Annotated in this window: 19 protein-coding genes and 4 pseudogenes; 16 read left to right on the forward strand and 7 right to left on the reverse strand. The window is 68.4% G+C overall.

The window, feature by feature from the left end; translation table 11 throughout:
• The 5 genes and pseudogenes from AB0F11_RS33990 to AB0F11_RS34010 form a co-directional block, all read left to right on the forward strand.
• Positions 1 to 450: pseudogene (locus tag AB0F11_RS33990) on the forward strand (hypothetical protein); the annotation flags it as partial.
• A complete protein-coding gene (locus AB0F11_RS33995; RefSeq protein WP_362182349.1) occupies positions 405 to 689 on the forward strand; it encodes a transposase in 285 nt (94 codons plus the stop codon). The pseudogene AB0F11_RS33990 and the gene AB0F11_RS33995, both read left to right, overlap by 46 nt.
• The gene (locus tag AB0F11_RS34000; RefSeq protein ID WP_362182351.1) at positions 686 to 1,219 is read left to right on the forward strand and encodes a DUF6262 family protein; all 534 of its coding nucleotides are present in this window, start codon (positions 686 to 688) and stop codon (positions 1,217 to 1,219) included. Before AB0F11_RS33995 ends, AB0F11_RS34000 begins: the two co-directional genes overlap by 4 nt.
• A gap of 135 nt (positions 1,220 to 1,354) precedes the next feature.
• Positions 1,355 to 2,650, forward strand: coding sequence for a GNAT family N-acetyltransferase (locus AB0F11_RS34005; RefSeq protein ID WP_362182354.1), 1,296 nt, complete (start codon positions 1,355 to 1,357; stop codon positions 2,648 to 2,650).
• Positions 2,651 to 3,481: 831 nt separating this feature from the next.
• Positions 3,482 to 3,907 (forward strand): hypothetical protein, encoded by a 426-nt coding sequence (locus AB0F11_RS34010; RefSeq protein ID WP_362182357.1) that lies wholly within the window; start codon positions 3,482 to 3,484, stop codon positions 3,905 to 3,907.
• 1,232 nt (positions 3,908 to 5,139) lie between these two features.
• Here AB0F11_RS34010 and AB0F11_RS34015 read toward each other — a convergent pair.
• Positions 5,140 to 5,979: a hypothetical protein gene (locus AB0F11_RS34015; protein WP_362182360.1), complete on the reverse strand. Its 840-nt coding sequence runs from the start codon at positions 5,977 to 5,979 to the stop codon at positions 5,140 to 5,142.
• Positions 5,980 to 6,259: 280 nt separating this feature from the next.
• Between AB0F11_RS34015 and AB0F11_RS34020 the strand changes: the two genes are divergently transcribed.
• The 5 genes and pseudogenes from AB0F11_RS34020 (at position 6,260) to AB0F11_RS34040 (ending at position 9,584) form a co-directional block, all read left to right on the forward strand.
• Complete coding sequence (locus tag AB0F11_RS34020) at positions 6,260 to 6,394, forward strand: hypothetical protein (RefSeq protein ID WP_362182363.1); 135 nt, start codon at positions 6,260 to 6,262, stop codon at positions 6,392 to 6,394.
• Between the two features lie 140 nt (positions 6,395 to 6,534).
• Positions 6,535 to 6,996 (forward strand): annotated as a pseudogene (locus tag AB0F11_RS34025) (MarR family transcriptional regulator).
• A gap of 16 nt (positions 6,997 to 7,012) precedes the next feature.
• Positions 7,013 to 7,273: a helix-turn-helix domain-containing protein gene (locus tag AB0F11_RS34030; RefSeq protein WP_362182370.1), complete on the forward strand. Its 261-nt coding sequence runs from the start codon at positions 7,013 to 7,015 to the stop codon at positions 7,271 to 7,273.
• 170 nt (positions 7,274 to 7,443) lie between these two features.
• On the forward strand, positions 7,444 to 8,466 hold the full coding sequence (locus AB0F11_RS34035; RefSeq protein ID WP_362182372.1) for a polyprenyl synthetase family protein: 1,023 nt from the start codon (positions 7,444 to 7,446) through the stop codon (positions 8,464 to 8,466).
• Positions 8,467 to 8,516: 50 nt separating this feature from the next.
• Entirely contained in the window at positions 8,517 to 9,584 is a 1,068-nt protein-coding gene (locus tag AB0F11_RS34040; RefSeq protein ID WP_362182375.1) for a hypothetical protein, read from the forward strand.
• Between the two features lie 292 nt (positions 9,585 to 9,876).
• On the opposite strand, the gene AB0F11_RS34045 is transcribed toward AB0F11_RS34040, so the two are convergent.
• Entirely contained in the window at positions 9,877 to 10,134 is a 258-nt protein-coding gene (locus AB0F11_RS34045) for a hypothetical protein (RefSeq protein ID WP_362182378.1), read from the reverse strand.
• Between the two features lie 271 nt (positions 10,135 to 10,405).
• Between AB0F11_RS34045 and AB0F11_RS34050 the strand changes: the two are divergent.
• Together AB0F11_RS34050 and AB0F11_RS34055 are read left to right on the forward strand one after the other, a co-directional pair.
• Positions 10,406 to 10,619 (forward strand): annotated as a pseudogene (locus AB0F11_RS34050) (cold-shock protein).
• Positions 10,620 to 10,915: 296 nt separating this feature from the next.
• Positions 10,916 to 11,233, forward strand: coding sequence for a hypothetical protein (locus tag AB0F11_RS34055; protein WP_362182381.1), 318 nt, complete (start codon positions 10,916 to 10,918; stop codon positions 11,231 to 11,233).
• Between the two features lie 235 nt (positions 11,234 to 11,468).
• Here the strand turns inward: AB0F11_RS34055 and AB0F11_RS34060 are convergent, their stop codons facing one another.
• Complete coding sequence (locus AB0F11_RS34060) at positions 11,469 to 12,539, reverse strand: hypothetical protein (RefSeq protein ID WP_362182384.1); 1,071 nt, start codon at positions 12,537 to 12,539, stop codon at positions 11,469 to 11,471.
• Positions 12,540 to 12,706: 167 nt separating this feature from the next.
• Positions 12,707 to 13,636 carry a polyprenyl synthetase family protein gene (locus AB0F11_RS34065; protein WP_362182387.1) on the reverse strand — a complete coding sequence of 310 codons (930 nt, stop codon included), beginning with the start codon at positions 13,634 to 13,636 and terminating at the stop codon, positions 12,707 to 12,709.
• 1,105 nt (positions 13,637 to 14,741) lie between these two features.
• On the opposite strand from AB0F11_RS34065, the gene AB0F11_RS34070 reads away from it, so the two are divergent.
• The 4 genes from AB0F11_RS34070 to AB0F11_RS34085 all read left to right on the forward strand — a co-directional run bounded on the left by AB0F11_RS34070 (position 14,742) and on the right by AB0F11_RS34085 (position 18,201).
• Entirely contained in the window at positions 14,742 to 15,155 is a 414-nt protein-coding gene (locus AB0F11_RS34070) for a hypothetical protein (protein WP_362182390.1), read from the forward strand.
• Positions 15,156 to 15,290: 135 nt separating this feature from the next.
• On the forward strand, positions 15,291 to 16,448 hold the full coding sequence (locus AB0F11_RS34075; RefSeq protein ID WP_362182402.1) for a site-specific integrase: 1,158 nt from the start codon (positions 15,291 to 15,293) through the stop codon (positions 16,446 to 16,448).
• On the forward strand, positions 16,445 to 16,777 hold the full coding sequence (locus AB0F11_RS34080; protein WP_362182393.1) for a helix-turn-helix transcriptional regulator: 333 nt from the start codon (positions 16,445 to 16,447) through the stop codon (positions 16,775 to 16,777). The genes AB0F11_RS34075 and AB0F11_RS34080 overlap by 4 nt, the downstream gene beginning before the upstream one ends.
• Positions 16,778 to 17,520: 743 nt before the next feature.
• Positions 17,521 to 18,201, forward strand: a complete 681-nt coding sequence (locus tag AB0F11_RS34085) for a hypothetical protein (RefSeq protein WP_362182396.1) — start codon at positions 17,521 to 17,523, stop codon at positions 18,199 to 18,201.
• A 9-nt stretch (positions 18,202 to 18,210) separates the two neighbouring features.
• Here AB0F11_RS34085 and AB0F11_RS34090 read toward each other — a convergent pair.
• From AB0F11_RS34090 to AB0F11_RS34100, 3 genes and pseudogenes are all read right to left on the reverse strand, one after another.
• Positions 18,211 to 19,007, reverse strand: a protein-coding gene (locus AB0F11_RS34090) for an IS5 family transposase (RefSeq protein WP_362182404.1) whose coding sequence is annotated in 2 segments (ribosomal slippage) — positions 18,211 to 18,674 and positions 18,674 to 19,007 — 798 coding nt in all. Because the reading frame shifts where the segments join, the coding sequence is not laid out codon by codon here.
• A 43-nt stretch (positions 19,008 to 19,050) separates the two neighbouring features.
• Positions 19,051 to 19,182, reverse strand: coding sequence for a winged helix-turn-helix domain-containing protein (locus tag AB0F11_RS34095; protein WP_362182399.1), 132 nt, complete (start codon positions 19,180 to 19,182; stop codon positions 19,051 to 19,053).
• Positions 19,183 to 19,249: 67 nt separating this feature from the next.
• Positions 19,250 to 19,429: pseudogene (locus tag AB0F11_RS34100) on the reverse strand (helix-turn-helix domain-containing protein); the annotation flags it as partial.
• Positions 19,430 to 19,458: the final 29 nt, after the last annotated feature.

Consider the following 19,458-nt stretch of genomic DNA (forward strand, 5'->3'; position numbering starts at 1 on the left):
CCGAAACAACACCCACAGTTCGTCCGGCACCAGCCGCTCGACCAAGTCCGTCATGCACGGCTCAACGAACGATCACGCCAAAAGAAACGATGTCTAAAGGAACTGATGGACCACACCGACCTCAAGACCACCCAGAACTACTACCGGGTCAGCCAGGAACGGCGGCGCGAGGCCGTCGACCGAGTCGTCGCCCTGCAGTTCGACCGCAATGGCACCCGCGTCTGGCGCAAGGCCCAGTCGCTGCTGGACTCCGAGCACGTACGGCGGGCGATCGGCGAGGTCAGCGTGCCCTACGGCGTTTGCCAGGAGCCTCAAACGTCGCGGCCGGCGGGCAGAGCTGCCCCATCCGGTTCCGCTGCGTGGGCTGCGACCACTTCCGCACCGATGTCTCCTACCTACCCGACTTGCAGGCATACCTGGCCGACCTGCTGCGCAGCCGAGAACGCCTGATGTCGGCGTTCGCCGCCGACGACTGGGCGCGCAGCGAAGCCATGCCCTCCCAGGAAGAGAACCGCAGGGTGCGCCGGCTGATCGATCGGGTCAAAGCCGACCTCAGTGGCCTCACGGCGGAGGAGCAGGCGCAGATCGGCGAGGCCGTCGCCGTCGTACGCCGCAGTCGGAGCGTGATGCTCGGCATGCCCCGCATCGGCCAGCCCCTACCCGACGTCCACACCACGAGGACCGCATGAACGCCGCCATGGTCGACGGCCGCCGCGCCGACAGTGAACGCCGCCGCCAACGCGTGAAGACCGCCATCCAGCAAGCCACCCGGAACGGCACCGCGATCAGCGCGAGCGGCATCGCCAGGCACGCCGGGGTCAACCGCACCTTCCTCTACCGCCACCGCGACCTCCTCGCGCTCATCCACGCTGCCGCACTGCAACCCTCCGCACCGAACCCCTCGGCCGGGTCTGCGGTCACCCTGGCCTCACTGCAAACCGACCTCGCTAACGCACTCGCCCGCAACACCCGGCTCGTCACCCAGGTCAGGTGCCTGGAGCGACGACTTTCCGAGCAGATGGGCGAGCAGGCGTGGCGCGAATCAGGGCTCGGATCTCCTCCCGACCACGAACAACTCCAGCGTCATGTCTCCCGTCTGGAGCAGGCGAACACCGAGCTGTCGGCGCGCTTGGAGGAGAGGGACGCGGAGCTGGAGGCCGCTCGCGCGGCCAACCGGGAGCTGACCCGTGCGGTGAACCACCGCGGTGCCACCCTCTAGCTCAGTTTGTGCTACATGATCTAGCCGCTTCATCGACTTCTCCTCGCCCTGGCCGCCCAGGGTTATCCCTCACGCACAAGCCCTGAGCAGATAATCGGTTGCTCGCCTGCGAGGGTGATGGATGCAATGTCCGGCATGGTGACTGAAGTCCGTCCGCCGCGACGAGATGAGATGGCTGCGTACTACCGGACATTGCCGTTCGCGAACGGGTTGCCGAGCTGGGAGCCTGCGGACGCCGCGTGGCACGGTGGCCCCGAGCCGTGGCCTCCACAGCGCACGCCTGCCAGCGCCGAGCAACTCGAAAAGTGGGCGGAAGCCGACACCAAGGACGACTCCTTCCACCCGATCGCGACGTTCGTCGACGGCAGGTGTGTCGGCGCATCGGCGACCATCTCCTTCGAGGTGACGGTCCCCGGCGGGGGAACGGGGAGGATGGCCGGCGTCACTGGTACCGGGGTGATCGCGACGCATCGCCGGCGCGGATACCTGCGGCAGATGATGCAGGCCATGTTCGAGGCGGCCCTGGAACGAGGCGAGCCGTTGGCGATGCTCAGCGCGAGCGAGGGCAGCATCTATGGACGGTACGGGTTCTCGCCCGCGACCTACCGCACCCGGTGGGAGCTGGCCCGTCACGAAGCGGCCCTCCTTCCGGCAGAGCCGGATCCCGGGTCGCTGGAGCTGATCGGCGCTGAGCACGCGAAGAAGGCTTGGCCCCGGGTGCATGCAGACGTGCGTGCGCACCGCGTCGGGGAACTCAGCCCTCTCCCAGGGCAATGGGAGGGGCTGTCCGACGAAGCAGACGGCACAAACGGACCGCTGCGCTTCCTCGTCCACCGCGACCAGCACGGCGAGGTGGACGGCATCGCCAATTTCCGACTGCCGTGGTCCCCGACCAGGGATCGCGCGGGAACGCTCGTGGTGGAAGCCCTGGAGGCGATGAACCCTGGGGCCTACCGCGCTTTGTGGGGACTGCTCATCGACTTCGACCTCACCAAGACCGTCGTGGCGCCCGGCCGTCCACGCGACGAACCCCTGCGGTGGATGCTCACGAACCCGCGGGCGATGCGCATCACCCGCCAGACGGACAATCTCTGGGCGCGCCTGCTCGACGTCCCGCGAGCCCTGACGCAACGCTCGTACCTCACGCCCGGCCAGCTGAAATTCACCATCGACGACGACCAGATGTGTCCGGGGAACAACAGGACATGGCATCTTCGAGCAGACGATGCTGTGGTGACGTGCGTTCCGACCGACGAGACGGCAGACCTGACCATCACGCTCTCAGCGCTCAGCTCGCTTTACTTCGGTGGCATGTCGGCGCTCCACCTCGCGTATGCGGGCCACATCACTCAGCACACCGACGGCGCGATCGGACAGCTTGCCCGGATGTTCTGGGCCGACCCCGAACCGCACAACTCCTTCGGTTTCTGACAAGGCTGTACCTGACAGCGGGTGAGGCCGTTGGTGGCATCAGAGTCCTCACTCAAAGTCCATCCGTTGGGATGGCGCCATCGCCCGATTCAGCGATGGCGCCACAGCTGTTGCACCGGATACGGTTAACCGCACCGGCGCTGAGCTGCATTAAGTCCTCAAAGCCCGCCTCGCGCTACGTCTTCAGCCCCAGAGAACTCCTGTCCGTCGGGCAGGAGGAGCGTGATCGGTACGGGCGGTGGTGCGGGATCGGTCACGGTCAGGGGCGGGCCGCGAACTGCTCCTGCCGGGCCCGGCGGCACGACTCGCACAGCGGATTCGCCGGAGCACCGTACCTTGCGCACGGCTGGTCAATTGACTGCACTAACTCGTTGGCCGGTTCGACTCGTCGGGGGTTGATCAAGAGCATTCGGCATGCCGTTGTTGCATGATGTCTCCGGTGTTCATCGCGATCTGATCGATGGTCGTGCCCAGCTGTCCCCGGCTGGGGTGTGGTGGCCGTACGTCGCCGTCGTTGCCGTGGGTCGTGGTGCGCTGCTGCACTACGCAGTGGAGCCCCGAATTACGGCGTCACCCGAGGCGCGGCCACGGAGACGGATGCTTCGCGACCACCCAGGCATGGGCCGTGCTGGCCGACATGGGCTGCTTCCGGCCTCCCCGCTCGCGGACCCTGCGGACCGCGAGCCGGTGTTCGCGCCGCGGCAGTCCGGCTAAGATCTGCCCGCCCCGCGATGCGCGCGGGGTCGGCACCTGGGGGTGACAGGGATGGCGCAATCCTTGATCGGTGAACGGTACGTCGTGGGCCTCGGCTGCAGGGTGAGCATCAAGGGGGTGGCTGTTACGACCGTCAAGTGGAGCATCTCGCACCTGCCGACCGGCGGCGCGGACCGGCCGACCAGCCGTGAACAGAGCGTGGGGATAACCTGCCCCCGCTGCTCGCGGAAGTTCTCTGTCCAGGTGGAGAGCGCGGCCAAGGCGCGGCGCAAACAGCTGATCAATCGGGCAGTGGGCTGGCTGCTGCTCCTCTCGCTCCTCGTCACCGTCCCCATGCTCTTCCACCTCGGCGGCCAGACCGTCGAGGAGGGCGACACGCAATCGTCCGACCTCGTGGGCATCCTCTTCGGGCTGGTCGCCCTGGCCGTGATCGCCGGCCCATCGTTCCTCGTCGCCGCGAACCACAACGGCGTCAAAAAGCTCCGGCTCGTCCGGAACGACGGCACCAGGACCGCCCTGGTCCAGGGCCACCGGCTGTTCTGAGGACCGACGATCGGTGAGCGGCCATCGTCGCCACCGAAATGGAAAGCGAATGCCACAGCACACCGATCGGGCGTTCCCGGTACGCGAGTTGGTGCAGAGAAGGTGGCACTTCGCGCACGGCCCGGTCTGGCTCGGCGCCCAGGTGACGGGCTGCGGTCTGGCGGCAGGCCCAGGGGTGGGGGAAGTCATGACGTGCTGCTCCTCGGTACGGCGCTCACCTCTATTTGAGCACGTGTTCGATTTTCTGGGCGAAGCGGCCCGCCGAGTCATCGGCCGTAGGTCTGGTGGCACAGCGCGGTGAGGGCGGGGCAGGTCACGCGGTGCGCGGCGCGGCGCAGCCCGGGCATGTGCACGTTCCCCGCGTCGGGGCCGGGGCCGGGTGCAGGCCGCGCCGGGCGGTGCGGTGCGGGCGCGGGTGGAGCGCGAGCGGTGGTCCGCCTCGGACCTCGCGCACGCGGTACCGCCCGGCTGCGCGGTGCTCTCGCTGACGACCGTGCGGGGCGAGCGGGCGGCCCCGGCTGCTGGTTCGCCTGACCGGCTGACCTCCCCAGGGCAGAGGCTGCGTGGTGCCACCCGATCCGGCCGCCGGCCTCGCAGCCATTGACTGCGCAGGTGAGGCGGCATTTGATGGGCGGTCCGGCCTTGGAAGGAATCGCACGTGACCGACGGCCCCGCCTTTGAGCGACCTACGTTCCGCCGACTGGAATGCTCGGACTGCCACGCAATGCCCGCCGATGACAACACGTACATCCGGACCTACGGACGGGAGATCACTGAGATATGGCACACGCCTGACTGCCCCCAGCACGCCATCGACCGGATCCTGCACGAAAGCAGCGTCCAGCGCCTGAAGGAACCTGGACGCGTGGGCCCAAGTCGCCTTCCCTGCCGCGGCCGCGCGTTTCCGTGACGCTGCTGCCTCACTCGACCTCGCGGATGCCACTGCGGTGGCCCCGTTTGTCGCCGCCCTCGCTGAGCTCGTGCAGGCCCAGGCGGACACCACCGGCTTTGTGACCCTCGACCGATGGGCCAAGATCCTCGACCAGCACTTCCCGGCCGGTCCTCAGGACACTGGCGGCAGCGCTGGTGCAGAGGTGCGGCCGCAGTAGCAGGGGGAAGCCACTTTTGCATGGGAAAGCCCCGCACCTGGCGGTGCGGGGCTTTCTGCTGCGACCGGGCTGGGCCGGGCAGATCCGAGCCGTGTCGAGCTGGGCCGGGCCGAGGGCGGCCGGTCAGGCCTTCCGGATGTTGTAGCCGAGGGTCGTGCCGACGCAGCTGGTGCTCCGGAACGAGCCGCTGACGACCCATCCGGTGGGGACGGGGGAGTAGGAGCACACGGTGGCGTAGCTCTGGCCGGCGGTGTTGCCGATGTTGTAGGCGACGCCGGTTCCGGTGCAGGTGCTCGTGCTGTACGCGCCGGTGACGACCCACCCTGCCGGGATGGGGGACTGGGAGCACACGACCGCGTAGTTCTGGCCGGCGGTGTTGCCGATGTTGTAGGCGACCCCGGTGCCGATGCAGTTGCTCGTGCTGTACGAGCTCGTGATGACCCACCCGGTGGGGATGGGGGAGTGGGAGCACACGGTGGCGAAGTTCTGGCCGGCGGTGTTGCCGATGTTGTAGGCGACCCCGGTGCCGATGCAGCTGCTGGTGCTGTACGAGCTGGTGATGACCCATCCTGCCGGGATGGGGGAGTGGGAGCACACGACGGCGGAGTTCTGGCCCGCGGTGTTGCCGATGTAATAGCCGACCCCGGTGCCGGCGCAGTTGCTCGTGCTGTACGAGCTCGTGATGACCCACCCGGTGGGGATGGGGGACTGGGAGCACACGGAGGCGGAGTTGAACCCGCTCGTATCGGCGATGGTGTACCAGACACCGGTGGTGCAGCCGCTGCCCCGGTACGAGCTGGTGATGACCCAGCCGGCCGGAATGGCTGCGTCGGAGCAGACGTTCGCGCTGCCCGCAACCCGCTGAGGGGCGGCCTGCGCCTGCGCGGTCGCGGCGGTCATCGCACCCAGCAGCAGCAACACGGCCGTCACCAGGTGCGGTATGCGGGTCCGTAAGGTCTTCAAGGTCGTCCTCAGATCTTCTCAGTGCTCTACGACTGCATGACTACGTCGATGCAGGTGAGACGGATCAAACCCCTGTTGATCATCTCGGCTGAGATGGTGTCAGAGTTGCCCTGGTGGCACCAGTGCCCCCAAGGGCGCCCTCCGCGCCGGACGTCACTGTCAAGGGAGGAGGCAGACCCCCGAACGATGCCTCCAGCATCCTCACTGTCAGGGGTCATGTTCCAGTACCTCAGCGACGCCGCCCGTCGCCTCCAAGGAGGAGCCAGTCACCTTCTACGACATGGGTAACTACTACGAAATCTGGCAGAAGGACCGCGAAACCGGCAGCCCCATGACCGTCCAGAACAAATACCTGCGCTTCGTCCAAGGCGCCACCCCCGGCAAGTTCAACCTCCAAGACTCCACCTGGGACTGACCGGCCCCCACCCCGCACGCCCCGGCCTCGGCCGGGGCGTCCGCAGTTCCCCAAGCACGAACGGGCCCAGCGGTCGCGAAGCCGATGCTCCGCGGGCACCCCCAGCAGGGAGCTACCCGCTCTGGGGGCGGAACCCGTCGATGCCGACGGCGGCCGGGTCGGCGCCCGACGACCGAACCGCCAACGTGACCGAGCGACTGGGCTACCGCCTCAAGCGAGCCGCGGCCGCCCTGCGCGGCGCGATGGACGGGGCCCTGCGTGAGTAGGACCTGACCGTGCCGCAGTACGCCTGTCTCGAACTGCTCGACCAGCGCCACGGGCTGTCCAACGCCGAACAGGCCCGCGCCACCTTCGTCACCCGGCAGTCCATGAACGTCGTCCTGCGCGGACTGCAGGACGCCGGCCTCATCACCCGCGCGCGCACCGCCGACCACGGCCGCGCCCTGCCCGCCCACCTCACCGAAAACGGCCACCGCCGCCTCGCCGCGGCACGCACCGCCGTCTACGCCATCGACCAGAAGATGACCGACGCCGTCCCGCCGAAACGCCTCACTGCTCTTCTCGCCGACCTGGACCGGATGGCAGAGACACTCGGCGGATAAACCGGTCCGCAGACGGATGGCCTGTGGCATCGTCTCCGGCACCCGCGAGGGCCTGGCCGCCGCCCGCGCCCGCGGCAAGGTCGGCGGCCGGCCCACCGTGGTCGACGAGAAGATCCTGAACATGGCCCGGGACCTGCTGCCCAACCCCGAGCACTCCATCACCGCGATCGCCAAGATGCTCGGCGTCTCCCCGGGCACCCTCTACAACCACATCCCAGACCTGCGGGAACTGCGGGCCGGCCGCATCCCCGCCCAACTCGGAACTGACCTGCGGTGAGCCCACCGCCCCTCGGGCTGCTGACGCTTTCGTGCCCGGCCAGCGCCACACTTTCTGACTGCGCGGGGGGAGTGCTGCCCCGCGCGGGGTTGTGAGCCCCTGCGCGGCGGTTGTGCGCCCCCGGACACTGATGGCGTAGTTCTTGGCCGACTCTGGCAGCGGAGGCTGACGTGTCCGAGACCCCGTGCGACGGCGCGACGATTCTGGCGCAGACGGCGAGAATAGTGGGGCCGTTGATCCGCTCTCGGGTTAACGGCCTTCCCCCTGAGATCCGGCGTGTGGCCGGTGTGCATTTCGGCTGGCAGACCGAGGACCATGCCGCTGTACGTGCCGGCGTCGACGGTAAGGCCCTGCGTCCGGCGCTGTGCCTGCTGGCCTGCCGGGCCGTGGGCGGCGCGGCCGAAGAGGCCCATCCGGCGGCGGTGGCCGTGGAGCTCGTGCACAACGCCAGCCTGTTGCACGACGACATCATCGACCAGGACACGCTGCGTCGCGGCCGCCCGGCCCTGTGGGCCGTCAAGGGCCTGCCCGCCGCTCTCCTGGCAGGCGATGCGCTTTTCTTCGCCGCCGTGCACGCTCTGACCGATACCGACCGCAGTGCATCGACCATCCCGGTTCTGCTGGGCAGCGTCCAGGCGCTGATCGAGGGCGAGTACCTCGACACGCTCCTGGAGGCGGAAGCCGAGGTCAGTGAGGAGCGCGCGGTGGCGGTGGCCGCGGCCAAGACCGGCGAGTTGTTCGCCTGTGCCTGTGAACTCGGTGCCCTGGCCGGTGGCGCGGACCCCGCCCGGGCCCGGCACCTGCGCGCCTTCGGGCAGCACCTGGGCATCGCCTTTCAGTGCCTGGACGACATCCTCGGCATCTGGGGCGAAGAACAGCTCACCGGCAAGCCCGCCCGCTCCGATCTGCGGGCCCGAACCATCACCGTGCCCGTCGCCGCCGCGCTGGCCGCCCGCACCCCGCAGGCAGCCGCCCTGCACGCTCTCTACCAGCAAGACGCACCCATGAGCGAGGAGGACTGCCGCCAAGCCGCCCAGCTCATCGAGGAAACCGGAGCACGGGAAACCACCCTGCGCCGGGCCCGCCGCTGCAGCACCGAGGCCCTCGAACACCTGGCCCTCGCCGAGCCGGACCCCGTTCTCGCCGCCGAGCTCGGCGCCCTCGCCAACATGATCGTCGACCCCGACCGCTGACCTCACGCATCCGTCCGGCCGAACCGGCCTCTACAGGAAGGCATAGGAGGATGACAGCTTCCCTCGGCGAAGGAACGCCGAACGCCATTCCCGCCGAGATGCTCGCGTTCTACTGCCCGTTTGATGAAGAGGTCAACCCGCAAGCAGAGACCCTGCGGGAACGCACGCTGGCCTGGGCGGAGCGGTACGACCTCGGTGAAGGCAATAAGGCACGCACCGTTCAGTTCGCGCTGACGGGCTCCGCGCTCATAGCGCATTGCTATCCGCACGCACGAGGTGAGCTGGCGCAGGCGCTATCCGACTATTCCGCGTGGGCCTGGCTCGCCAACGATCACGTCGGACGGGCGCGACCGAGCAGTGAGGACCTGGCCGAGTTCGGCCGTTGGGGGCGCATCATGTGTTCCCCCGATTCCTGGCCGTCGTCGCAGCGTCCGGGTGATGCGGCGTTGCGGGATTCGTTCCTGCGTCTGCGGGAGTGTATGACCCCCGTGCAGTGGCAGCGTTTCGTCGTCCCGCAGGCCCATTGGCTGTACGGCATGGCGTGGGAGTCGGCCCTGCATGAAAAGGGCGGCGAGTCGCAGGTGAACGACTATCTGGCCACGCGCATCACCTCCGGAGGAGCCCTCGCGAGCCCGGGCTACCTCGACGCCGTGGAAGGCATCGAACTGGACGAGCGTCAATGGGCCCGCCACGATGTCCGAGCCGCCACCGAAGCACTAATGACCGCCGCGGCACTGGACAACGACCGTTATTCCCACCTGAAAGAGCGGAAGATGGAGTCCAGGAAGCACAACCTGTTCGACGTCCTGCGCCGCGAGCATCCTGACTACTCCCGCACACAAGCGATCCACGAGGGGATCGCTGTCATCGACCGCTTCGTCAACCTGTACCTGGCACTGCGGGATCAGATCCTGCCGGATGCCAGCGCAGACCTGAAACGGTATCTGACAGCAGTCGAGCGAATCTTCAGCGGGAATTTCAGCTTCTGTGTCAGTGCGACACGCTATCTACGACCCGACCAAGCCTCCGCGATTTCCCGGACGACCGTGCCCAGCGTCCTAGGCACGGCCCCCCTGCCCTATCCGACGGTCGCTTGGTGGTGGGACCAGCTCACCTGAGCCCGTGGAGGCCGGCAGGTGCCCACACGGCCGTTGCCGCAAGTGGACCACGTCGTTGACTGAACGAGTGAACGCCGCACGCGGCACCACCGGCGGCAGCTCGTCGCCCGGACCGGGGCGTCGAGGAAGGGGCGGCCCCGGGTGAGTCGGGATCTGGGGCTGGACGCGGTGGTCGAGCACTTCGATGAGCTTGAGTGCCTCGATGACGGGCTTGTGCTTGTCGTTGGAGGAGCGGAAGTCCAGCACGTCCAGCAGCTTGGTCAGCCCGGCGGCTTGGTGGTGGTCTGCTCGTTCATGCTGCTGCCTCCCGTTCCGTCGGGTCCGGCGTGTGGGTGCGGGCGGCGCGGCGCAGCTCGATGCCGCCGGCCCGCCAGTCGGCGGAGGCCGCCCTGTAGGGGTGGGAGCAGAGGTTTCCGGAGAGGATGATCAGCCGGCGCCGCAGCACGGTTGTACCGGCGCCGGCGGGGGCATGCGCAAGCTCGGTGTAGGTCTGCTGCCACGCCCTTTGGAGGGTGATCAGGTCCTCGGGGAAGCGGAACGGTGGTCTCACCACTCCACTAAAACACGTGTTCGATTCTTGCGCGAGCGGCACGTTGGAGGTCAGTGTCCGTACGTCTGGTGTCCTGTCCTGTGCCAGCGAATCTTGATCGTGTGCCATTGGACTTTGATTGACGTGAGTTTGTGCCATCGAAGGTTGATTGCGCAGGTCAGGTGCGCTTTCTTCCGAGTGTCACCAGATGCGGTGGGATGCGTATGCTTGCGCCTGGTCGCGGGTAGTGATCTCCATTGATTGATCAACATCCCGGATGATCGGACGCAGTATGAGTGACCGCCAGCAGGGCACGGTGAAGTGGTTCAACGACGAGAAGGGGTACGGGTTCATCACTCCGGCGGGTGGGGGGCGACGACCTCTTCGTTCACTTCAAGGCGATCGAGGTGGCCGGATTCGCTTCCCTCAAGGAAGGGCAGACCGTCTCCTTCGTCGCTGAACAGGGCCCGAAGGGGATGCAGGCCGCGCAGGTCCGACTCGAGTAAGGTCCGCACCTTGTTGGGGTGGGTCCGGGCTCGGCCCCACCCCTGCCTGCCGCGTTCGTCAGCCCAGCAGCGGCCGCTCAACCTTCGTTGTCACGTGCTCAAGGTTCGCTGTCACAGGACATGTCCGGTGACAGCGATCCTTGAGCACGTGCCACTGGTCCTTGATCGATTACCGGGTCAACCGTGGTCGTAACTGCGAGCGTGGTGTCCAGTTGTCAGGTCGTACTGGTCGTTGCCCCAGGGCGCTCCGATGTGCCGGGGGTTGTTGTGCGGCTCCGGCCGTGTCTGGAGTTGTCATGACGTTACGTTCGCTGGCCCGGGGGGCATCCCTCACCGCGGCTGTGCTGCTGCTCGCCGCACCGGCCGCCACCACCGTGCACGCGGCGGAGGCGCCGGCCTCGGCGGCGCCCACTGCCGCGCCGTGTGTGGGGATTGGCAAGCTCGGCACCCAGTCAGTCCTCAGCTTGCTCAACATTGGCTTGCAGGACCTCCCCATCATCACCTCGCAGCAAGAACAGCAGTGCCCTGACAACAGCGCCGTCAACGCCGGCGATGAACCCCTGTCGCACATCCTGGATGGGACCCCGGTCACATCCGGCACCGGCGACTCGTAAGGCTGATCGGCCCGGATTGCAGCGGGCGACGAAGGGCACCACCTGCAATCGGGCCGACTGTCAACGTTCGACGTATGCCCTCTCCACCCCTGCCCAGGGGATGGAGAGGGCTTTCGCGTGATCGGCCCAGCCCCATCCTGGCCGCCGACACTCCGCGTTGATCAAAACTTGTTGGCACGCGCTCGAAGTTCGGTGTCACGGGACATCGGAGCGCGATAGTTTTCACCTGAGCGCGCTAACTGTCACCACGGGAGAAGGTCCCCCACCACCAGGCGATGGTCGGGTAAGGGAGTGGTGCGGTGCTGGGGTCGCTGGGCTTGTCCACCCGCGTGACCGTGTGAGGAGAGTCGGGGAGCAGATAGCGGCCGGTTGTCATGGCGAAGTTGATGTTTCCGCTGGCCATGCGGTCGAGCCCGGTCAGGTAGCGGCCGAGGTCGTCGTCGCCGTCCGCTAGGAGCTCCTCGCGTAGCTGGAGGTACAGGGCCATCATGCGGTCGCGGATGGCGACGGCCTTGATGACGGCTTGCTCGAAGGTGTAGTCGGGATGGTCGTGGCGGATCGCGTCGAACAGGCTGAGCTTCTTGACCGGGAGATCACGCTCCCGGAGATAGGAGTAGCGATCGTTGTCCAGGACGCTGGTGAGCATGCTGGCCTCGGCAGCCGCGCGGACGGCAGGACGGAGCCGTTGCTGCTCGCTGAGTTCAATGCCCTCTGCCGCGTCCATTAAGGCGGCGGCAGCATTCGCCCCACCGGACCCGATCCGCATGGCCAGAAAGTCGTTGACCGAGAGAGTGGCACCCTGTTCCAAGAGGCTGGCTTCCCATGCCATGTGGTAGAGCCACTGGCACTGGCCCGCAGCGAAGCGCTCCCATTGCACTGGGGTCAGCAGACTCCGCAGACGCAGGCACACGTCACGGATGGCGATGTCGGCGGGGGCGGTGGCATCCGGCCAAGAGTTCGGCGAACGGAAGGTGCGCTCCCAGCGGGCCAGCGTGGCTACGACGTCAGAGGTTGGTCGACCCGAGCTAGCGAACTCGCTGGGGAACCAGGCCCACGCGTTGTAGTCAGAGAATGCCTGGGCGATCTCTCCGGGCGCATGCGGGAGCGCGTGCGCGGTGAAGTCAGCTCCGGTCTGGGCGAGCATCGTGGTTAGCCGGGTGTTTCCGGCGCCGAGATCGAACTGCTGTGCCCATGCGTGCGTGCGTGCTCGCAGGCGCTCCGCGTCGGGGTGGATCTCTGCAATGAGTGGGCTGTAGAAGGCCAGGAGCTTGGCGAATGCGCTGTCCGGCGCGTCGGGGTTGGTCATGGTGCTCTCCTCACGTGTGTCTCTGGGGTTGCGCGGTTTCCAGGTGAGACTTCTGGGAGTTGTCGGCGAGGTGCCGTCGAGATTGGTCGGGCTGGGAGGCACAGCGGCAGCAGCCGGTGCACGCGCGGGCGAGTTGTTCAGGGCGGTGGCGGGCAGCGTGCCCGCGTTCATGCCGGCGCCGGCCGGGTCGTCTCGCTCGGGGGCAGGGTCAGGAGCGCGAGGGCGTGGGTGTGGGCGGTTGCGGGGAGTTGGGAGATGGCATCGCGCGCAAGTTGAGCGTGGTGGTCGGCCATCGCGTGTGTGGCTTCGAGGGCGCCTGTCTCGTCCAGAAGGGCTCGCATCCGGCGCAGTGCGGTCCGCGGGTCGGCTTCGTTGAGCAGGGTGTGACGCAGGGCGGCGCGGCCGGCGGGGTCGGCTCGCTGGTGGGCGAGTAGGACGGGCAGGGTGGGGCAGTGGTTGCGCAGGTCGCTGTCGGCGGGTTTGCCCGCCAGGCCGGCGGTGGCTGGGTCATAGGGCAGGAGGTCGTCGCGGATCTGGAAGGCGATGCCGAGGTGGTCTCCGAAGGCGCCGAGCAGGTCCGTGGTGGGGATGTCGCCTCCGCCGAGGATGGAGCCGATGCGGCAGGCCGCCTGCAAAAGTGCGGCGGTCTTGCCCCGGGCCATCGCCAGATAGTCGTCGACGGAGAGGTCCAGGCCGCCTCTCATCGCCAGCTCGTCGAACGCGCCCCGGCAGATCGTTACCCCGGCGCCCGCCTGCACCTCCAGGGCGTGCGCGATGCGGTCGGTGGGCACTCCGCGTTCGGCGCATTCGGCGAGCGCCGCGAACCACGAGAAGTACAGGGCGTTGCCGGCGACGATGGCCTGCGCGGGTCCGAAAGCAGCATGGACGGCTGCTCGGCCGCGCCGCTGGGTGTCGCGGTCGATGATGTCGTCGTGCATCAGGCTTCCGACGTGTACACCCTCGATCCCGGCGGCAGCAGGCAGCACGGAGCTCAGTTCCCCGCCCACCGTCAGTGCCGCATGCACCACCAGCAACGGCCGTAAGAGCTTGCCCGGTGGGATCATCGCGTACTGGTGCACCGCGTCCAACCCCGTCACACCGTCGGGCCATCGGCGAGCGAACTCGGCTTCCAGCCCATCGAGGATCTCGATGGGGTTCCCTGGGGCCCCGTGCACTCCGGACTGCGCGGGTATCGGTACAGCGCGCTGGCTTGGCAGTTCGATCACGTGCGGGCCCCCTTGCCGGTCGTCTGCGTGAACGTTTCCGCATGCTGGGCTAACACCAACAGGCCTATGGCCTGAGCCGGAACGGCTCGCAGCGGCATCATCGGAGCACGGATCCGCCCCACCCCCACGGGCCTGTGCTTCCGTACCCGTCCTTCAAACGGTTTCAGACCCGCCGGTGGTGTCCGGGAGGTGGTCGGTGACAAGTAGCTTGCTCATCCGGTGACAACAACGGTGCTCACGGTCGCGAAGAACGCCAGGTCACGCCGTGGCAGCGGTGACACCTACCGTGCTCAGTCACACGTACGTCTGGGGACACAGCGCGGTGACGGCGGGGCTGGTAATGCCGTGCGCGGCGCGGCACAGCGCGGCCATGTCCGCGGCTCCCGCGCCCGGCCCGGGTGCAGGCTGTACCGGGCGGTGCGGTGCGGGCGTACGGTGCGGACGCGTCTTCACCTTCCTGGGCTTGGCCTTGGGCTTCGCGGCGGGGCGTGCGGCGGGCGCCAGCGGGGCGGCCTGCGCGGCCGGGCCTGGCCCTCGGCCCTGCGCTGGGGGACCGGCCGGGCGTGCTGGCTCCCGCAGGATGCCTCGCGGGCGCCCGCCTCGGGGTGCCCGGGGGCGGGAGGACGTTCGGTCTCTGGGACGGAGGCATTCTCGGGCAGGCGAGAGAGGGGGCAGAGCCGGCCGTGCGGGCCGGGGCGCTGGGTGCTTGTCGTCCGCCGGCGCCGCGGCCGGGGAGGCATCGGCGGGCCGGGTAGGGGCGGGATGGACAAAGACGCATCCGGAGGCCGCGAGCAGCGCGGCGAGGAGCAGAGGCAGGGACCAGCGGCGCATCCCGACACGGTGCCGCAGCCGGGCCCCAGACCGCTCCTGACGGCCCCGCTGCGCCCCTCGGATGGGTGATCCGACGGCTGTTCTGCCGGGCCGCCTCAGGCTGGCCTAGCCGACCCTGGAAGAGGGGCGAGAGGAGGCCCCCGAGATGGTGCTGCGACCGCCGGTTGAGCCGATGCTGGCGCAGGCCGCGGAAACCGTGCCGGGCCCGGCCGCGGTGCGGGCGGGGGTGGCGTACGAGCAGAAGCTGGACGGGCACCGGGTGCTCGTCTTCACCGCGGCCGGTCCGGGCGGCGCCGTGGTGGTGCAGACCCGGCGCGGGTCGCTGGTGCAGGACCGGTGGCCGGACCTGGTAGCGGCCGCCGAGGAGCACCTGCCCCACGGCCTGGTCCTCGACGGCGAGCTGGTCGTGTGGGACGCCGAAACGGGCCGGCTGTCGTTCGCCGCGTTGCAGCGCCGGGCCGCCGCCCGCGCCCGCGGCGCCCCGGCCCTGGCCGCCCGGTGGCCGGCCTACTTCGTATCTGGAGTACGGACGGGTTCCGGCGAGCCCTCCCTGGGGTGACTCTGCGCAGGCCCGCAGGTCAGACACCTATGTTTGGGCTGTAGCTCATGGGTGTGAGATTCCTGCGGTCACGCGCAGATTTCAGGAGTGACCCTCGTAATCTGCGTGTCCGTGGACGATTCACGAACTCGTCGTCTGGCACTGGTTCCCGCGGGACCGGCTGGGCTCGACTCGCTGGGCGCCGGGCCAGATCGCGGTCTGGCGGACGTGTTCACGCTGCAGCGGCAACGGTCGGCCTTTACCGGGCCCGTGGAGGAGAGGGACTACTTCTTCGACACGCTTGCGGAGTACCAGTGGGCCCGCGATGCCGCTGGTCTGACGCCACAGACCATCGATCAGTTGATCAAGCCAGTGATCGAGTTGTGCGAGTTCTACGACGTCGTTCCGTGGAGGCTTGTGCCGAAGCACTTGGATCAGTATTTCGCCGGTGCAGGCAAGAGAGCGCGCTCCACCGTGCGGGCCAAGATCAACAAGATCGACGGGTACTTCGCGTTCCTGGAGCAGCGCTACGCCGGCGAGATCGCCAGGCGGTTCGGGGCGGCGGTCGAGTCGCCGGTCGACCCCTTCAACCGTCCCCGCCATCGTGGTGACTTCGGGCTGAGGATCCCGCCGTCGCAGCGGGCGATGAAGGAGTTCTTCGCCGCCTGGCGTGACGCCCTGCCGTCTGCGCGCAAGGAGGCGGTGGCTTGCCGGGACTACGTGATGGGGAAGATCGCCTACCTGTCGGGGGTCCGGGCGGCCGAGCTGTGTGCTGTGGCGATTGCCGATGTGCATTGGGAGGCCGGGCAGTGGGGCCGCTTCCTGGTCCAGGGCAAAGGTGCGCGTGGCTCGGGCCCGCGGCAGCGGGAGGCGTTCCTCTTCGAAGAGGGGCGGGCCCTGCTGTGGTGGTACCTGGAAGAGGTACGTGGACTGTTCCAGGACGACCCGGAACATCCGCTGGCCCCGCTGTTTCCGTCTGAGCGGCTGCCCCGCGCGGTCGCCGAGCTGAACATGCCGGTGGCGCCGGCAGTCGTACCGGCCACGTTCCGGCGGGCGCTGAAGGCGGCCTCACGGCGGTACCTGCCGGGCCCGGTTAAGGAAATTTTCCCGCACCTGCTGCGTCACGCCTGCGCGACGCACAACTACGAGCGCGGGATGACGTTGTGGGAAGTGCAGCGACTGCTGGGACACGGCTGGGCCACGACCACGGTCCGGTATCTCGCGAGTGCGCAGGCCGATCCGGAGGTCGCGTGCCGCGAGGCCGCGCAGCGGGCGAGTCAACGTCTGATCTGGGACAAGGGGAATCTTCGGTGAAGTGGAATCTGCGCTGGGCGGCCGCGAAACAGGACATCTGGCGGCCTACCGATCTGCTCGCGGCGTTCAAGCAGGTGGGATTCAGCCCCTCGCTGAGCAAGGTGGCCGCCTTGTGGGGAGGCCAGCCGGTGACGGTTCGCCTGGATGACTTGGACATGATCTGTGCCGCGCTCGGCTGCACGGTCTCCGATCTCCTCGAGGCTGAGCCGCTCGCCGCACCTGGCAGCACGGAGATTCCCCAGGCACGGGCAGTGGGCGAGAGCGACGGGGGGCCGGTGCGGCCGACCGTGCGCCGGGACGGGCCGCGCCGTTTGCGGCCCCCGAACTGAAGCAGGCACCAATGGTGAGGAAGATCCGCCAGTGCGAGTCCTGCCTTGTGTGGGCGATCCCCGTCTACGGGGAAGGACTGCGCTGTGCGCCCTGTGTGGCCTGGAGCGGCAACCGTAGCGTCTCCGGTGAGTGCCGGCGGTGTCTGCGCGTTCAGGTGCTGGACTCGGATGGGCTGTGCCGCGGTTGTCTGGTGGCGGTCCGGGCCCTCGGCGGTCGGCTCGGCCGGCTCGGCGGCGAGACGGGCCCGGCGCGCGGCCGAAGGCGCCGGGGGAGTAGCGGGGCGGGGCCGGTGCCCAGGTTCCGCGTCGCGCACGGCGGCTCGTACCGACTCCTCGGTCCAGGGCATTCGTGCGAGGTCGGCGGCGAACTCCAGCTCGCCCCGGTGCGGGAGCCAGCGGCGTTCTTCGTACGCGGCGAGCAGGGTTGTGGCGTAGTGCTCCACCACTCGCCACGCGCGGTCCGCGGGTCCAAGGTCCGCCCGCCCCCGGCTGGGCCGGCCGGAGTGGCAGGACTGGCACAGGGCGACTTGGCGGGGGATTGCGGAGGCCGGGCGAGGACGGAATTCAGCACGCCGGGCCATCCAGGTGAAGCAGTGACAGCGGCCAACAGGAATTCCCCATGTACGGCCAGCATGGTCATGACCTTGTGTAGTCGCACGGGCCGGTGGACGATCAGCTGCATTGCGTCACTCGTGGGAGGGACATCGCGGCCGGAACCGGCTCAGCGGGAGGTGGTGAGGTTGATGATCGTCGGCATGACATCCTCCCTCAGCCGCCGTCGTCTGCTCAGCCACGCTGTGGCGGCTGCCGGTATGGGGCTGCTCGCGACGGGCGCAGCAGCCACCCGTGCAGCCGCTGCCGCGAAGCCATCTGGCCAGGCCCCCCCGGTGCTGCCGACGATCGGCCAGAAGTTCACCCTCAGTTGCATCGGCTTCGGGGCAACACTGGTCGTAAATCTCCCACCGCCGCTGCCGACACTGAACTTCATCGGTTCGCGGGTTGTGAGGGTCGAAGTCGGTGGCGCTGACTTCGTTCGCCTGCGGACCCTCGACTTCGCGATGGACGCGGTACATCCGCTGTTTGGGAAAGTGACCCTGCGGCTACCGGACGTCGATTCCTCCCCGCCCAGCCTCCTCCACCTCACGCCTACCGGGCTCGTCGAGACGTGGTTCCAGTCGATGACCCTCACCTTCGACCACTCCGGTGACGTCGTGGGCCCGTTCTCCTACGAGACCCTTGAGCCGGGGAAGTGGATCGCCAACCACATCCTGTTCCCGCCACCGCCCCAGGAGATGAACCCGGACGGGTCATCCACCGGGGGCACCAAGTACGTGCTGCAGGCGCCGATCAAATACGGCCACGACTCCACAGAAGCTGCCCAGCTCCAGGGATTCGACGTCAACCAAGGCGTCATCCTGGGCTAAGATGTCGTCTCATTTGGCGAGTCGGCGGTAGCAGATGAGGCTGCAGGCGATGGCGGTGAAGGCCAGGAAGTGTTCGGCCTTGCGTTCGTAGCGGCGGTGCAAACGGCGGCAGCCGCCCAGCCAGGACATCGTGCGCTCGATCGTCCAGCGATGCCGGCCCAGCCGGGTGGAAGACTCGATGCCCTTGCGGGCGATGCGGTGGCGGATACCTCGCTTGCGCAGCCATCGGCGCAGGTGATCGTAGTCGTAGCCTTTGTCTGCGTGCAGCTTGGCGGGCCGTCGTCTGCGCTGGCCGCGGCGTGAGCGGATCGGCGGGATGCCGCGCACGAGCGGCTCGAGTGCCTGGCTGTCGTGCAGGTTCGCGCCGGAGATCCCGATCGAGAGGGGTAAACCGGTCCGCTCGGTGATCAAGTGGATCTTCGAGCCTTTCTTGCCCCGGTCTACAGGATTCGGACCTGTCAGGTCCCCCCTTTCAGGGCCCGCATGTTCACCGAGTCGATCGCGCAACGCGACCAGTCCAGCTCTCCGCGCGAGCCCAGCTCGTCGAGGATGACGCGGTGCAGCTTCGCCCAGACCCGGGCGTCGGTCCACTCGGTGAAGCGGCGGTGCGCGGTTGGCCCCGACGGGCCGAAGACCGGCGGCAACTGCCGCCAGGTGCAACCCGTCGTGGCAACGAAGATGATCGCGGCCAGCACCTCACGATCCCCGTACCGGCGCCGGCCGCCACCCTGCGGCCGTGATGGAGCAGGTGGGACCACTCGCTGAAACAGGTCCCACAGTTCGTCCGGCACCATGCGCTCGACCATCACCACACGGTGCAGACTACCCAGCACTCCAAATGAGACACGTTCACGGCCCCTTTTTGATGCGCGGCCACTCGTGCGCGATCCAGCGGGCGATCTCCGACTCGTCCCTCTCGACTGCCCGCCGCTCGGGCCGTTGCAGGCTCCATCCGAGCCGGCCGGTCAGCAGCCGCCACACCGACGCCCCTCGACAGCACCACTCCCGTCACCCGCTCAACGACGGCGCCGACTCGTTCCAGGGTCCACAGGTCGGCCTCGAAACCATGGGCTTGGGCTCCTTGCTCCAACGCGGCCCGGACCATCTCGACCCGGGCGTCGTCCAGCTTGGGTGGGCGGCCGGTGGCTGCCCGTCGCCGCAGGGCCGAAGCACCGCCTTGCTCCCACACCCGCCGCCAACGCCGCACACTCTCGGCACACACCCCCACCGCCCCCGCGATCTCCGCATTCGAGACGC

This window comes from Streptomyces sp. NPDC032472, from assembly GCF_040636955.1.
Classification (GTDB): Bacteria; Actinomycetota; Actinomycetes; order Streptomycetales; family Streptomycetaceae; genus Streptomyces.